The following is a 13,304-nucleotide window of genomic DNA, read 5'->3' as shown; positions in this document are numbered from 1 at the left end:
GACGCATTTGAGGATGGCATTGCATGGATCGCGCCGGGGAGTTGCAGGTTTCCTACCGGGGTGATCCGGCCAAGCTTTTCCCGCTTGCGCTGGGGACCGGGGTGCTGGGCGTGGTCACGCTGGGCATCTATCGGTTCTGGGCCAAGGCGCGCATCCGGCGGCATGTCTGGGAAAAGGTGCGGGTGGGCGATGACGCCATGGAATTCACCGGCACGGGGCTGGAGATGTTCCTTGGCTTTCTGATGGCGGTGGTGGTGCTGGCCGTCTATCTGGCGGTGGTGCAACTGATCCTCTTCGCGGTGGGCATCCGTTTCGTGCTGGACCCGCAGAACGAGATGGAAGAGATCGCGCAGGGCATTTCCATCGCGCTGTCCTTCCTTGCGGTGCTGCCCCTGATGCTGTTCGCGGCCTATCGGGCGCGGCGGTACAAGCTGGCCCGGACGCGGTTCCGGGGCATCCGTTTCGCGATGGAGAATGCGGCGGGCGGTTACATGCTGCGGGGGCTGATCTATCTGGCGCTGACGGTGGTTTCGCTGGGGCTGCTCTGGCCGCTGATGACCTATCGGCTGGAGGCCTACATGACCGAGCGGACATGGTATGGCGGGGCGCGGTTCCGGCAGGGCGGGCGGTGGACGGGGCTTTATTCCGCGTATTTCCATGTGGTTGTGGGCATCGCACTGATCGGGCTGTCGGTGCTGGTTGGGATCGGGGGCAGCCCGGGGCTTTCGGGTCTTCTGGCCACGGTGGGCGCGATCTGGGGGATGGTCGGGCTGGTCATCTATCGTGTCCGGGCCTTCGGCTATCTGATGTCGCAGAAGGAGATGGACGGAGGGCTTGGCTTTCGCGCCGCGCCACGGGCGGGGCGGGTGGTCTGGCTGTATATCAAGGGCGTGTTCATCGTGGGCCTGCTGGGCGGTGTCGCCTCGGCCATCATCTTTGCGCCGCTCGGGTCGATGATGGTGGGGATCGAGGAGGCGTCGGAACTGGTGCAGCTTGAATTCGCGGTGCTGGGGGTGGCGCTGTATCTGCTGCTGCTGACGGTGTTCGGGGCGCTGGCGCTGGTCTTCATCAGCCAGCCGATCCTTGGGCATTTCGTGGAGAGCGTGACGGTGACCGGGGCGGAGGCGCTGGATGCGGTGCGGCAGCGGGTTTCGGACCGGGGGGCGGATGCCGAGGGTCTGGCCGATGCGCTGGACATGGGCGGGGCCTTCTGATGCGGCCCGCGGCGGAAGAGGCGGTCTTTTTCGACGGCATATCCGCGCGGCGGCAGGTGGTGGAGGTGACGCCGGATGGGCGGGGCCTGCGCTTTGGTCGGGAGACCTGGCCGCTGGACCGGCTGCGGCGGATTGAGGGCGAGGGGCTGGTTCTGGCGCTGGCGGTGGCCGAGGGGGATGAGTTGCCGCATGACCCGGCGCGGCTGGTGCTGGCCGAGGGGGCGCTGGCGGCCTGGGTCAGGGCCGAGGCGACGGGCCTTGCACGGCGCGATCTGCGGCGGGGGACGGGGGTGAAGGTCGCGGGGCGCATCGCTCTGGCGGGCGCGGCGCTGGCGGCGATCCTGTTTGTCTTCCTGCCGCGAATTTCGGACCTGCTGGCGGATCAGTTGCCGATGGAGCAGGAGGTGGCCTTCGGGCAGGCCGTGCTTCGGCAGGTGGAGGGGATGCTGGGCGCAGAGGACAGTCTGGTCTGCGACAACCCGGCGGGGCTGGCCGCGCTGGAGAAGATGGAGCGGCGGCTGACCGAGGGGCAGGGGCTGACCTATGACATCGACCTGTCGGTCTTTGACCACGAGATGCTGAACGCTTTCGCGGCGCCGGGGGGGCATGTGGTCATCCTGCGCGGTCTGCTGGACGAGGCGGAGACGGCGGAAGAGGTGGCGGGCGTTCTGGCGCATGAGATCGGCCATGTGGAGGCGCGCGATCCGGTGCGGCTGGCCTTCCGGACGGCGGGATCGGCGGGGATATTGGCGCTGGTGCTGGGTGATGTGACCGGGGGGACGGTGATCGGCCTGGCGGGGGATTACATCCTGCGGGCGTCCTATACGCGCGAGGCGGAGGAAGCGGCGGATGCCTTCGCCTTTGCCCTGCTGGCGCGGACGGGGGTGGGGACCGAGGGGCTGGCGGCCTTTTTCGAGCGGATCGAGGGGATGGGGGGCGATGTGCCAGAAATCCTGTCCACCCATCCGGCAAGCGGCAACCGGGCGGAGGCGGCGAGGGCGGCCGGGACCGGGGCGACGGAGCCGGTGCTGACCGAGGCCGAATGGCAGGCGCTGCGCGGCATCTGCGGATGAAACTGCGCCCGGATGCGGCAGGCCGGCAAGGCTGGCCGCGTCCGGGCGCGCAACTCGTTACGGACAAAACGGACGGAGGAGGCTGACGCCCGAATGTCCGTTTCCCAAAGAGTTGTGTGATATCCGCGTGGCTGCAAGGCCCTGTGCGGCTGCGACAGGAGTCTCTTTCGGATAGGGTGTTGCGGGGGTTCGCAGCGCGTCGGGGTGCCGGATCGGGGCGGCGATGGGGCTGCGTGAACCGTCCGGAACAAAAGGACTGTTCCGGACGCCCACTCGTTACTGCACATGAACGGGCGGGAGGGGGCCTGCGCCCGTTGCCCGTTCCGTTACAGTGTAACCCGTCGCCCCGTTCAGGGGAAGGGAAACCGGGCGTTCGGCCCGGCCCAGAGCGGCCTGGATCATGCGGATTTTACCGAAAGCCAGACGCCGCCTTCGGGGCGGAGGGTGAGGATCATCACCGGTTTCGGCGATTTGCCGGGAATCAGGTCGAAGCGGAAGCGGGCGAGGAGGGTGGAGAGGATGATGACCGCCTCCTGGATCGCGAAATTCGCGCCGATGCAGATGCGCGGGCCGTCGCCGAAGGGCAGGAAGGCGAAGCGGTCGGTCTGGTGGCCGGGGGCGAAACGGTCGGGATCGAAGCGGTCGGGGTGGGACCAGAGCTTCTTATGGCGGTGGAGCGCGTAGATCGGCAGGATCACGGTATCGCCGCGGCGCACCTCGCGGCCGCAGAGTTCGTCTGTCTTTTGCGCGGTGCGGGACAGGAAGGCGGCGGGCGGGTAGAGGCGGAGCGTTTCGTCGATCACCTGCCGGATATAGGGCAGGTTGGGGACATCCTCGGCGCGGGCGCTGCGGGAACCGAGGACGGCTTGCGCCTCGGCGCGGGCGCGGGTCTGCACGGCGGGATCGAAGGCGCAGAGATAGAGCGCCCAGGACAGGGTGAGGGCGGTCGTCTCATGCCCGGCCACGATGAAGGTGAGGAGGTTGTCGCGAATCTCTTCGGTCGTCATCTTGCGGCCGGATTTGGGATCCTCGCCCGCCATGAGGAGATCGAGCAGGTCGGGCATCGCCTTTGCTGCCGGGTCGCTGCGGCGGCGGTCGATGGTGGCATCGGCCATCTTCTTCATGTCGCGCATGCCGGGACCGGAGAGCATCCGCGACGGGCGCGGCACCCAGGTCGGCGCACCGATGATGTCCAGAAGCGATATCTTGGCGGTCTGGCCGATATAGGCGTCGATGGCCTTGTGGACGGCGTCGCGGTCGAAGGATTCGCCGCCCGATAGGGTGACGTCGGAGATCACCTCGAAGGTGGCGGTGACCATTTCGTCGAAGGCATCGGCGGCGCGGCCTTCGGCGGCGGCGAAGCGGGCGGCGGCGCGGTCGGCGGCGGCGGTCATCACCGGGGCGAGGTTCGCCACGTTGCGATGCGAGAAGACGGGGGCGGCGGTGCGGCGCTGCCAGAGCCATTCCTGCCCTTCGGCGATGAACATGGACTGGCCGATGGCGGGGGCGAGCATCAGCTTGGTCACGTCGGATTTGGGGTAATCCTCGACCCGGTCGCGCAGGACGCGGCGCAGGGCATCGGGGTCCATGATCATGTGCCAGCGCTTGCCGCGCGTGTTGGAGATGATCGGGGCGTGGGTGGCGATTTCGGGGATCAGTTCCAGCACGTTGCGGCGGCCGGCGCGCAGGGTGCCGAAGATGCCGAGCGGTTCGGTCGCCAGCGGCACGCGGACGGGGAGGGGGTGGTCCTTGTCGCTGTCGGCTGCGGCGTCGCGGGGCATCGTGTCCATCCTTGTCTGGCCGGGAGTCGGGCGGGCGGAATTCGGGCGGGCGGGTGACGGGCTGGAGGTTCCGGGTCGGGCCCGGAACGGGCAGGCAGGGGGGACGGCGCCCGCCCTGACCGCAAGATAGGCGGGCGGATGCCCTGCGGAAAGTGCGACCGTTGCGCGCCGGGCTTGCAGCCGCTATCCGGGTGGCAGGGCCGCGAGGGCCGCGACTGACGGGAGATTCCATGCTGAACCTGCGCCACCTGGCCCTTTTCTGCGGGCTGGCCCTGCTTACTGCCTGCGGGGCGAGCGATCTTGAGGAGCCGCCGGTGCCGCTTGGGGATTTTGCGCTGGGCCTGAACATCGTCGTGGCCGACAATGTGCAGAAGGTGCCGATTTCGCGCGAGGCGACGCCGGACGAGTGGGAAGCGGTGATGAAGGAGGCGGTCGCGGCGCGGTTCGGGCGCTATGACGGCAGCCGGCTTTACAATATCGGCATCTCGATCGACGGCTATGCGCTGGCCCCGCCCGGCATTCCGGTGGTGGCGGCACCGAAGTCGGTGCTGGTGATCACGGCAAATATCTGGGACGACGCGACGCAGACCAAGCTGAACCCGGAAGGGGAGCAGTTCACGGTCTTTGAGGGCATGTCGGGCGACACGGTGATCGGGTCGGGGCTGACGCGGAACAAGAAGAAGCAGATGGAAGTGCTGTCCTACAACGCGGTGAAGCGGGTGGAGGAATGGCTGGCGCGGCATCCCGAATGGTTCCCGACCGATGGAACGGCGCCGGTGCCGCTGGCGGCGGAGGGGGAGGCGGCAGCCACCCCGGCCGGGGCGGTGGCCCCTGCGGCGACGACTGCGACAACCGCGACGACAGGAACGGCGGCACCGCGGACGGTGGCCGTTCCCCTGCCGCCGCCGCAGGAACCGGTGCCGATTCCCGGCCCGTCCCTGCCCTGAGCGCGCGGGGCGCGGGAGGCGCCCTTTCGGCTTGATTTTCCCCCAAGGGCGGCTTAATTCGCCGCCCGTGTAGCACAGGGCCATTCCAGGCCCCCCAATCCGAAGGCCCGAGGACATGGCAAAGGCAAAGTTTGAACGGACGAAACCGCACGTCAACATCGGCACGATCGGCCACGTTGACCACGGCAAGACGACGCTGACGGCGGCGATCACGAAGTATTTCGGCGAATTCCGCGCCTATGACCAGATCGACGGCGCGCCGGAAGAGCGTGCGCGCGGGATCACGATCTCGACTGCCCACGTGGAATACGAGACGGAAGCGCGTCACTACGCCCACGTCGACTGCCCCGGCCACGCCGACTATGTGAAGAACATGATCACGGGCGCCGCGCAGATGGACGGCGCGATCCTGGTCTGCGCCGCCTCGGACGGCCCGATGCCGCAGACGCGCGAGCATATCCTGCTCGGCCGTCAGGTGGGCATCCCCTACATGGTCGTCTACATGAACAAGATCGACCTCGTGGATGATGAGGAACTGCTGGAACTGGTGGAGATGGAGCTGCGCGAGCTGCTGTCCTCCTACGACTATCCCGGCGACGACATCCCGATCATCAAGGGCTCGGCCCATCAGGCGATGATCGGCGAGCGCAAGGACATCGGGGAAGACTCGATCCGCGCGCTGATGGCGGCGGTTGACAGCTACATCCCGACCCCCGCGCGTGCGGTGGATCAGCCCTTCCTGATGCCGATCGAGGACGTGTTCTCGATCTCGGGCCGCGGCACGGTTGTGACCGGCCGTGTGGAGCGTGGCGTGATCAACGTCGGCGACGAAGTGGAGATCGTGGGCATCCGCGACACCAAGAAGTCGGTCTGCACGGGCGTCGAGATGTTCCGCAAGCTGCTGGATCGTGGGGAAGCCGGTGACAACGTCGGCGTCCTGCTGCGCGGCATCGACCGTGACGGCGTGGAGCGTGGGCAGGTGCTGTGCAAGCCGAAGTCGGTGAACCCGCACACCCATTTCGAAGCCGAGGCCTATATCCTGACGAAGGAAGAAGGCGGCCGTCACACGCCGTTCTTCGCGAACTACCGCCCGCAGTTCTACTTCCGCACGACGGACGTGACCGGGACGGTGAAGCTGCCGGAAGGCACCGAGATGGTGATGCCGGGCGACAACCTGAAGTTCGAGGTGGAGCTGATCGCCCCGATCGCGATGGAAGAGAAGCTGCGCTTCGCCATCCGTGAAGGCGGCCGCACCGTCGGCGCCGGCGTCGTGTCCAAGATCATCAAGTGATGTGATCGGTGGGGCGGGGAGACCCCCGCCCTACGGAAACGCGCGGGGGTGACCCCGCGCGTTTTTCTTTGTAGATTGGCTGGACCTGCGAGGGAGGCACCGATGGACCTGACGATCTGACCTGCGTTTTCACCTGAAACGACGATCAGAGAGGGTCTTTCCATGCCGTTCCTGAACGCGGATGCCGTGCATCCCCTGACATTTCCCGATGGCACCGTGCATCGCGACATGGTGCATCTGGCGCGCGTCATCGACCATCCGAATATCGAGGTGGGCGATTACAGCTATGCCAATGACTTCGACCCGCCCGCGCCGGAGGGATGGGCCGCGCGGCTGGCCCCCTATCTTTACCCCGGCGCGCCGGAGCGCCTGCGGATCGGGCGGTTTTGCCAGATCGCGCATGGGGTGCGGATCATCACTGCCTCGGCCAATCATGCGATGGGGGGGATTTCGACCTATCCCTTCGGTATCTTCGACCCGGATACGCTGGACCTGTTCAAGGAGGGCTTCGCGGGCCTGCCGGATAGCGAGATCGGGCATGATGTCTGGATCGGGCATGGCGCGCTGATCCTGCCGGGGGCGCGGATCGGGAGCGGGGCGATCATCGGGGCAGGTGCGGTGGTGGCAGGCGAGGTGCCGCCCTACACGATTGTTGCGGGCAATCCGGCGCGGGTGATCCGGCGGCGGTTCGGCGAGGACGCGGTGGCGCGGCTTCTGGAGATCGGCTGGTGGGACTGGGAGCCCGCGCGCATCCGCGCGGCGCTGCCCGCGCTGATGGCGGGCGATGTGGCGGCGCTGGCGGCCTGTTGAGGCGGGGGAGAAAAACGGGGCGGGCGGGGATTTCCCCTGCGCCGCCCCCTTGATTTCCCCCCCACCATGCCGTAACCCCGCCGCAGGCCTAGGGGTATAGCTCAGTTGGTAGAGCATCGGTCTCCAAAACCGAGGGTCGCGGGTTCGAGTCCTGCTGCCCCTGCCAGGCCGATGGCGTGGATGCCCGCGGGGCGTGGCCCCAGAAAAACCTTCAATTTTTCGTAAACATGTCGCGACAGGGTCGCGGGCTTGGCGCGCTGCGCGCGCAGGCTTTGGCAGTCTTTGCTGCGGGGGTCTTGATGCTGCGCGTGCTTTTCGGTCTGCCCTGGCCCGTGATGGCCCTGATCGCCGTCGGGTTTTTCTGGCTGGCGGAGACCAGCCGGGGCTGGGTGATGGAATTCGAGGCCGAGAAGGCGCTGGCGCTGGAGCGGGGGGTGCCGGACCCTGTGCCCCTGGACGCTTTCACCGAGGACAGCGTCGGGCTGGCCCATGAGGTGCATGTCACGGCCTGGATCAATCCGGCCCATAACTATGAGCTGACCAAGGAGCGGAAGGGCACCGATACGGTGCGCCGGATGTTTGTCCTGTTCGGGCCGGGGGATGGGCCGGAAAGCACGGTGGCGCGGGGCGTGGTGGTGCTGCCGCCGGACCAGATGCAGGCCTTGATCGACCTTATGGCGGCGCATGTGGCCGATCCCGACGACCCGCGGCTGCTGTTCAACCTGAACGGGGCGAAGGAATCGTCTCCCGATCTGTCGAGCATGGTGAATGACGCGCTGGCTGAGCGCGGGCTTACGAAGGATGCAGATTTCCTTGCGATAGCCCCTTATTTCGAGGGGCGGGACGCGGCGCTGGCGCCGAACCCGGATGCGCCGATGTTCAATTTCATGGTGATCGGCGGGATCGGCCTGGTGGCGGCCTTTCTGGCGCTGGTCAAGTTCATGGCGGCGCGTCGGGCAAGGACGCGGCGGAAGGCGGCAGAGGCTGCGCTGGAGGTGCCGCCGCATGTGGCTGCGGCCTTTGAACTGGCGGCAGCACGGTCTGCGGCACCGATGGCCGAGACGGGCGGCAATGCGCGCCCTGATGTGACACCCCCTGCTTCGGGCGAATGGTCACCGCTGGAGGCGGTGCGGGCAAAGCAGGCCGCGCGGGAGGGGGCTGGTGCGGGGGCGATGCGCAGTGGCACTGTCGGGCCTGCGCCGGGGCTGGACCTCGGTCTGCCGTCCGGCTTGGGTCATGGGTCTTCGCAGACCAAGCGGGATGAGGCCGGGGCGGGGCTGTCGCGGTTGTTGCGGCTGCCGGCGATGGCTGTCGGTGCGCTGGTGATGTATTTCGCGATATACCTTGCCTTTGGGCATCTGACCCCGACCAGCACGATGAACGGCATCCCGGAGGGCGGGATCGCGGAGAAGCTGATGGGGGGGCTTCTTGGCTTTGACATGGCAGAGATGGATGCCAATTGGGACCCGACCGTGGTGGCCAGCACGGATGAGACATTTCAAGGCGCCCCGGTGACGCCTGTGCCGGAAGCGGCGCCTGTCGCCGCAACGGCAGCGGAGCCGGCTGCGACGCCCGTCGCGGAGACAGAGGCTGTCGAGGCCGTGCAGGACCCGGCTGCGGAAGTGGACGCGGGGATGGTGCAGATGGCGTGGCTGGATGATCTGCGGGCGTCCCTCTTCTGGGCGCTGGCGGGGGCCGGTCTGTTGCTGGCGGCGGCGGGGGCGATGCTGCTGGCGCGGCGCAGGCCGAAGGCTGCGGGGGCCGATCCCTATGACCGGCTGTCGCAGCGGCTGCGCTGATCCCTGTCCCTTGAATTCCAATCGCATCCGGCGTATCTGCGCCCAAACAATCGTGGACGCGACAGATGGCCAAGACCAATCCCTTCACCTTCCTTCAGCAGGTGCGCACCGAAGTCGGCAAGGTGGTCTGGCCGACGCGGCGCGAGGTTCTGCTGACGACGATCATGGTCTTCATCATGGCTGCGCTGACCGCGACCTTCTTCAGCCTTGTCGATCTGGGCATCCGGACCGGGCTGCGGATGCTGTTCGGCTGACGCCGGTTTAGCCTTGAAATCGGGGGGGCGCGCCTGTATCTGCGCCCCTGATCCGGAACAACAGGCGCGCAGCGATTCGTGTTGCGCGCTGTTTTTTGTTCCCGAAAGCAGATGAATTTCCGGGGTTCCGGCCCCGAACAAGCAGGATGGACGAGGCATGGCGAAGCGCTGGTATTCGGTGAGCGTTCTCTCGAATTTCGAGAAGAAGGTGGCCGAGCAGATCAAGCAAGCCGTGATTGACGCCGGTCTTCAGGAGGAGATCGACGAGGTGCTGGTGCCGACCGAAGAGGTGATCGAGGTGCGGCGCGGCAAGAAGGTGACGAGCGAGCGCCGCTTCATGCCCGGCTATGTGCTGGTGCGGATGGAGATGAGCAACCGCGGCTATCACCTGATTTCGTCGATCAACCGGGTGACGGGGTTCCTTGGCCCGCAGGGCAAGCCGATGCCGATGCGGGATGCCGAAGTGAATGCCATCCTGAACCGGGTCGAGGAAGGGGAGGCGCAGCCGCGCAACCTGATCCGCTTTGACATCGGCGAGAAGGTGAAGGTCACCGACGGGCCCTTCGAGGGCTTTGACGGGATGGTGGAAGAGGTCGATGAGGACCACAGCCGCCTGAAGGTCTCTGTCTCGATCTTCGGCCGGGCGACGCCGGTGGAACTGGAATTCACGCAGGTCTCGAAAGGGGTCTGACGTGCATCGCGTGGGAGGCGAGCGCCCCTGAGGGGTGACGGACCGGACCACTAAACCGCGCCCTGCGGCGCTGTGACAAAGGAGATGGCCCATGGCCAAGAAAGTAATCGGCAGCCTCAAGCTGCAAGTGAAGGCCCAGCAGGCCAACCCGTCGCCCCCGGTCGGTCCGGCGCTGGGTCAGCGCGGCCTGAACATCATGGCCTTCGTGAAGGAATTCAACGCGAAGACCGCCGACATCGCGCCGGGCACGCCGACGCCGGTGATCATCACCTATTACCAGGACAAGTCGTTCAGCCTGGAGCTGAAGACGGCGCCGGCGTCCTTCCTGCTGAAGCAGGCGGCCGGTCTGCCGCCGGTGGGCAAGCGCAACCGGGCGAAGGGGTCTTCCAAGCCGGGCCGTGAAGTAGCCGGGACGGTGACGGTGGCGCAGATCCGCCAGATCGCCGAGACGAAGATGAAGGACCTGAACGCCAATTCGATCGAGGCTGCGATGCAGATCATCCTTGGTTCGGCGAAGTCCTGCGGCATCGAAGTGAAGGGCTGAGATCATGGCAAAGCTCGGTAAGCGTGCGCGTGCAGCGCAGGAAGTTTTCGGCACCGCGTCCAACGTGTCTGTCGAAGAGGCGGTGGCCCTGATCAAGAAGGCGGCATCGGCCAAGTTCGACGAGACGGTCGAGATCGCAATGAACCTTGGCGTCGATCCCCGCCATGCGGACCAGATGGTGCGCGGCGTGGTGCAACTGCCGAACGGCACGGGCAAGACCGTGCGCGTGGCGGTCTTTGCCCGCGGTCCGAAGGCCGATGAGGCCAAGGCTGCCGGTGCCGATATCGTGGGTGCGGAAGACCTGATGGAAACCATCATGTCCGGCAAGATCGAGTTTGATCGTTGCATCGCGACGCCGGACCTGATGCCGCTGGTCGGCCGTCTGGGCAAGATCCTCGGCCCGCGCAACCTGATGCCGAACCCGAAGGTCGGCACGGTGACGATGGACGTGAAGACCGCTGTCGAAGCGGCCAAGGGCGGCGAAGTGCAGTTCAAGGTCGAGAAGGCCGGTGTGGTGCATGGCGGCGTCGGCAAGGTGTCCTTCGATGCCGAAAAGCTGGCGCAGAACATCCGCGCCTTCGTGGATGCGGTGAACCGCGCCAAGCCCGCCGGGGCGAAGGGGGCCTATCTGAAGAAGGTCTCGCTGTCTTCGACCATGGGGCCGGGCGTTTCGGTCGATCTGACCTCGGCCACGCAGGGCTGATCTTCGGGTCATCCGGCGAAAGATTGGCGGGCCGTCCTTCGGGGCGGCCCGTTTCCTTTTGCGGCGGCGGAGCGGGCGGCGTAGCCTGTGTGGCGCGGATCAAGGCGGATCGGGTACAGGCGGGAGATGGTGGCAGGGTTTCTGGAAGCCGGCGCGGTGCGGGAGGCCGGGGGCATCGTTCCGGAGCGGGGGCGGATCGCCGTCTATTCCTGCCATTTCGGGCGGCATGAGCCGTTTCACGACCAGGCCCTTGGCGAGGCGGGGGACTGGGACCGGATCATCTTCACCGATCAGCCCGATCTGGTGGCGCCGGGGCGGCGCGTGGTGGTGATGCCTGCCGGGTTTGACGGGCTGACGGCCAAGCAGGCCTCGCGCCTGCCCAAGCTGATGCCGGAGGTGTTTTTCGGGCAGCATGACTGGGTGATCTATGTGGACAACCGGGCGCGGCTGATGCTGCGGCCCGATGCGCTGGTGGCGCGGATCGCGGCGGGGCAGGGGGGGAATGCGCCGGCCGGGCGCTATCTGGCGCGGCTGCCGCAGCGGGGCTGTGCCTGGCGCGAGGCGCGGGTCTGTCTGCGCAAGGGATTTCTGGACGAGGCGGAACATGCGCGGGTCATGGCGCTGTTCGAGGGGGCGGGGTTCCCGCGCGAGGCGGGCATGTTCATGAACACCGCACTGGTGCAGCGGATGGGTTCGGCGGACACGGCACGGCTGAATGCGGCCTGGTTCCGGGCCTTCTGCGAGGTGGCGGGACGGGATCAGGTGCTTTTGCCCTTCGTGATCTGGCAGACGGGGCTGGTGCAGCGGGAATTGGGGTTCGGCCTTGAGGAGGTGATCCGCTGGCCGATCTTCGGGCGGCGCATCCGGCGGCTGTTTCAGAAGGGCAAGCCGCTGCCCGAGGGGTGGGACCGGGGAGAGGGGACGGAAGAGGACACGGAGGCGTGATCGCCATGGGTCCGCTGCTGCGGGAAGGGGCTTGGAAAAGCGCGGGGGAAGGACTATGCACCCCGAATGCCGCGCCTGCGTGATTCGTCACGGGGACGGCATGCTTTGTCCGAGACGGTGGGTGGTGCGGTTCGACGTGCCTTAATTTTCCTGCCTGAGATGGGGTTCGAGACGATTTCACGGGCTTTCGCTTGGTGACATGGCTCTCGGGACTGCATCATGGACCCGAACGCCCCCGTTCGCGGGGGTTACATGAGCCGGGGGGAAACCCCCACACTTGGAGTGAAACTGTGGATAGAGCCCAGAAAGAGAAAGTGGTCGAGGAACTCGGCCAGATCTTCGAAAGCTCTGGCGTTGTGGTGGTTGCCCACTACACGGGTATGACGGTTGCACAGATGCAGGACCTGCGCGCGAAGATGCGCGAAGTTGGCGGGTCCGTGCGCGTTGCCAAGAACAAGCTCGCCAAGATCGCCCTTGAAGGGAAGCCCGGCGTCAAGATGGGTGACCTGCTCACGGGGATGACCGTGCTTGCCTATTCGGAAGATCCTGTCGCTGCGGCGAAGGTGACCGAGGCCTATGCCAAGACGAACGACAAGTTCGTCATCCTTGGCGGGGCCATGGGCGAGACGGTGCTGGACCAGGCTGGTGTGAAGGCCGTGGCTGCCATGCCGTCGCGTGAAGAGCTTATCGCTCAGATCGTGTCGTGCATCGGTTCGCCCGCGTCGAGCATCGCCGGTGCCATTGGCGCGCCTGCATCGAACATCGCGAGCATCCTGTCGACGATCGAGGAAAAGGCTGCGGCCTGATCCCCGGAATATCCGCGTGGTTGACCCCATCGCGTTGGACCCCATCTTAACCTTACGGAATGAGCAAAATGGCTGATCTGAACAAACTCGCCGAAGAAATCGTCGGCCTGACCCTTCTCCAGGCTCAGGAACTGAAGACCATCCTGAAGGACAAGTACGGCATCGAGCCGGCCGCCGGTGGCGCCGTCATGATGGCCGCTGGCCCGGCTGCGGCTGCTGCCGCCCCGGCCGAAGAGCAGACCGAATTCGACGTCGTCCTGACGGATGCCGGCGCGAACAAGATCAACGTGATCAAGGTCGTGCGCGAAATCACCGGTCTGGGCCTGAAGGAAGCCAAGGACCTGACCGAAGCCGGTGGCAAGGTCAAGGAAGGCATCTCCAAGGCCGATGCCGAGGCGATGAAGAAGAAGTTCGAAGAGGCTGGCGCCAAGGTCGAACTGAAGTAA

Annotated in this window: 14 protein-coding genes and 1 tRNA gene; 14 read left to right on the top strand and 1 reads right to left on the bottom strand. The window is 66.5% G+C overall.

The genetic code is table 11. From position 1 onward, the window contains the following. The first annotated feature begins 23 nt into the window (after positions 1–23). Both C0V75_RS13435 and C0V75_RS13430 read left to right on the top strand, forming a co-directional pair. Complete coding sequence (locus tag C0V75_RS13435; protein WP_101921473.1) at positions 24–1,214, top strand: DUF898 family protein; 1,191 nt, start codon at positions 24–26, stop codon at positions 1,212–1,214. Beyond that, the gene (locus tag C0V75_RS13430) at positions 1,214–2,287 is read left to right on the top strand and encodes a M48 family metallopeptidase (protein ID WP_101921472.1); all 1,074 of its coding nucleotides are present in this window, start codon (positions 1,214–1,216) and stop codon (positions 2,285–2,287) included. The genes C0V75_RS13435 and C0V75_RS13430 overlap by 1 nt, the downstream gene beginning before the upstream one ends. A gap of 398 nt (positions 2,288–2,685) precedes the next feature. Here the strand turns inward: C0V75_RS13430 and C0V75_RS13425 are convergent, their stop codons facing one another. Then, positions 2,686–4,068: a cytochrome P450 gene (locus C0V75_RS13425; RefSeq protein ID WP_101921763.1), complete on the bottom strand. Its 1,383-nt coding sequence runs from the start codon at positions 4,066–4,068 to the stop codon at positions 2,686–2,688. Positions 4,069–4,298: 230 nt separating this feature from the next. On the opposite strand from C0V75_RS13425, the gene C0V75_RS13420 reads away from it, so the two are divergent. From C0V75_RS13420 to rplL, 12 genes are all read left to right on the top strand, one after another. Further along, positions 4,299–5,015, top strand: coding sequence for a hypothetical protein (locus C0V75_RS13420; protein WP_254216470.1), 717 nt, complete (start codon positions 4,299–4,301; stop codon positions 5,013–5,015). A gap of 115 nt (positions 5,016–5,130) precedes the next feature. Then, positions 5,131–6,306, top strand: coding sequence for an elongation factor Tu (gene tuf, locus C0V75_RS13415; RefSeq protein ID WP_101921471.1), 1,176 nt, complete (start codon positions 5,131–5,133; stop codon positions 6,304–6,306). A 162-nt stretch (positions 6,307–6,468) separates the two neighbouring features. Further along, on the top strand, positions 6,469–7,116 hold the full coding sequence (locus C0V75_RS13410; protein ID WP_101921470.1) for a CatB-related O-acetyltransferase: 648 nt from the start codon (positions 6,469–6,471) through the stop codon (positions 7,114–7,116). Between the two features lie 90 nt (positions 7,117–7,206). Then, positions 7,207–7,282, top strand: a tRNA-Trp gene (locus C0V75_RS13405). A gap of 61 nt (positions 7,283–7,343) precedes the next feature. Continuing rightward, on the top strand, positions 7,344–8,915 hold the full coding sequence (locus C0V75_RS23290; RefSeq protein ID WP_101921469.1) for a hypothetical protein: 1,572 nt from the start codon (positions 7,344–7,346) through the stop codon (positions 8,913–8,915). Between the two features lie 65 nt (positions 8,916–8,980). Further along, the gene (gene secE, locus C0V75_RS13395; protein ID WP_101921468.1) at positions 8,981–9,169 is read left to right on the top strand and encodes a preprotein translocase subunit SecE; all 189 of its coding nucleotides are present in this window, start codon (positions 8,981–8,983) and stop codon (positions 9,167–9,169) included. A 157-nt stretch (positions 9,170–9,326) separates the two neighbouring features. Beyond that, positions 9,327–9,860, top strand: coding sequence for a transcription termination/antitermination protein NusG (nusG, locus tag C0V75_RS13390; protein WP_101921467.1), 534 nt, complete (start codon positions 9,327–9,329; stop codon positions 9,858–9,860). A gap of 91 nt (positions 9,861–9,951) precedes the next feature. After that, positions 9,952–10,404 (top strand): 50S ribosomal protein L11, encoded by a 453-nt coding sequence (gene rplK, locus C0V75_RS13385; protein ID WP_101921466.1) that lies wholly within the window; start codon positions 9,952–9,954, stop codon positions 10,402–10,404. A gap of 4 nt (positions 10,405–10,408) precedes the next feature. Next, positions 10,409–11,107, top strand: coding sequence for a 50S ribosomal protein L1 (rplA, locus tag C0V75_RS13380; RefSeq protein ID WP_101921465.1), 699 nt, complete (start codon positions 10,409–10,411; stop codon positions 11,105–11,107). A gap of 129 nt (positions 11,108–11,236) precedes the next feature. Beyond that, positions 11,237–12,052, top strand: a complete 816-nt coding sequence (locus tag C0V75_RS13375; RefSeq protein WP_143710427.1) for a hypothetical protein — start codon at positions 11,237–11,239, stop codon at positions 12,050–12,052. A gap of 290 nt (positions 12,053–12,342) precedes the next feature. After that, on the top strand, positions 12,343–12,858 hold the full coding sequence (gene rplJ, locus C0V75_RS13370; protein WP_101921463.1) for a 50S ribosomal protein L10: 516 nt from the start codon (positions 12,343–12,345) through the stop codon (positions 12,856–12,858). 68 nt (positions 12,859–12,926) lie between these two features. Continuing rightward, positions 12,927–13,304, top strand: coding sequence for a 50S ribosomal protein L7/L12 (rplL, locus tag C0V75_RS13365; RefSeq protein ID WP_101921462.1), 378 nt, complete (start codon positions 12,927–12,929; stop codon positions 13,302–13,304).

Origin of the sequence: Tabrizicola sp. TH137 (assembly GCF_002855575.1) — a bacterium.
Taxonomy (GTDB): domain Bacteria; phylum Pseudomonadota; class Alphaproteobacteria; order Rhodobacterales; family Rhodobacteraceae; genus Paragemmobacter.
This window is presented reverse-complemented; position numbering and strand designations above follow the sequence as displayed.

Excerpts from the sequence above, each read along its gene's own strand:
- rplL (WP_101921462.1), top strand. The coding sequence starts at position 12,927 with ATGGCTGATCTGAACAAACTCGCCGAAGAAATCGTCGGCCTGACCCTT.
- C0V75_RS13420 (WP_254216470.1), top strand. The coding sequence starts at position 4,299 with ATGCTGAACCTGCGCCACCTGGCCCTTTTCTGCGGGCTGGCCCTGCTT.
- secE (WP_101921468.1), top strand. The coding sequence starts at position 8,981 with ATGGCCAAGACCAATCCCTTCACCTTCCTTCAGCAGGTGCGCACCGAA.
- C0V75_RS23290 (WP_101921469.1), top strand. The coding sequence starts at position 7,344 with ATGTCGCGACAGGGTCGCGGGCTTGGCGCGCTGCGCGCGCAGGCTTTG.
- C0V75_RS13430 (WP_101921472.1), top strand. The coding sequence starts at position 1,214 with ATGCGGCCCGCGGCGGAAGAGGCGGTCTTTTTCGACGGCATATCCGCG.
- C0V75_RS13410 (WP_101921470.1), top strand. The coding sequence starts at position 6,469 with ATGCCGTTCCTGAACGCGGATGCCGTGCATCCCCTGACATTTCCCGAT.
- rplK (WP_101921466.1), top strand. The coding sequence starts at position 9,952 with ATGGCCAAGAAAGTAATCGGCAGCCTCAAGCTGCAAGTGAAGGCCCAG.
- nusG (WP_101921467.1), top strand. The coding sequence starts at position 9,327 with ATGGCGAAGCGCTGGTATTCGGTGAGCGTTCTCTCGAATTTCGAGAAG.
- C0V75_RS13425 (WP_101921763.1), bottom strand. The coding sequence starts at position 4,068 with ATGCCCCGCGACGCCGCAGCCGACAGCGACAAGGACCACCCCCTCCCC.
- C0V75_RS13435 (WP_101921473.1), top strand. The coding sequence starts at position 24 with ATGGATCGCGCCGGGGAGTTGCAGGTTTCCTACCGGGGTGATCCGGCC.
- rplA (WP_101921465.1), top strand. The coding sequence starts at position 10,409 with ATGGCAAAGCTCGGTAAGCGTGCGCGTGCAGCGCAGGAAGTTTTCGGC.
- tuf (WP_101921471.1), top strand. The coding sequence starts at position 5,131 with ATGGCAAAGGCAAAGTTTGAACGGACGAAACCGCACGTCAACATCGGC.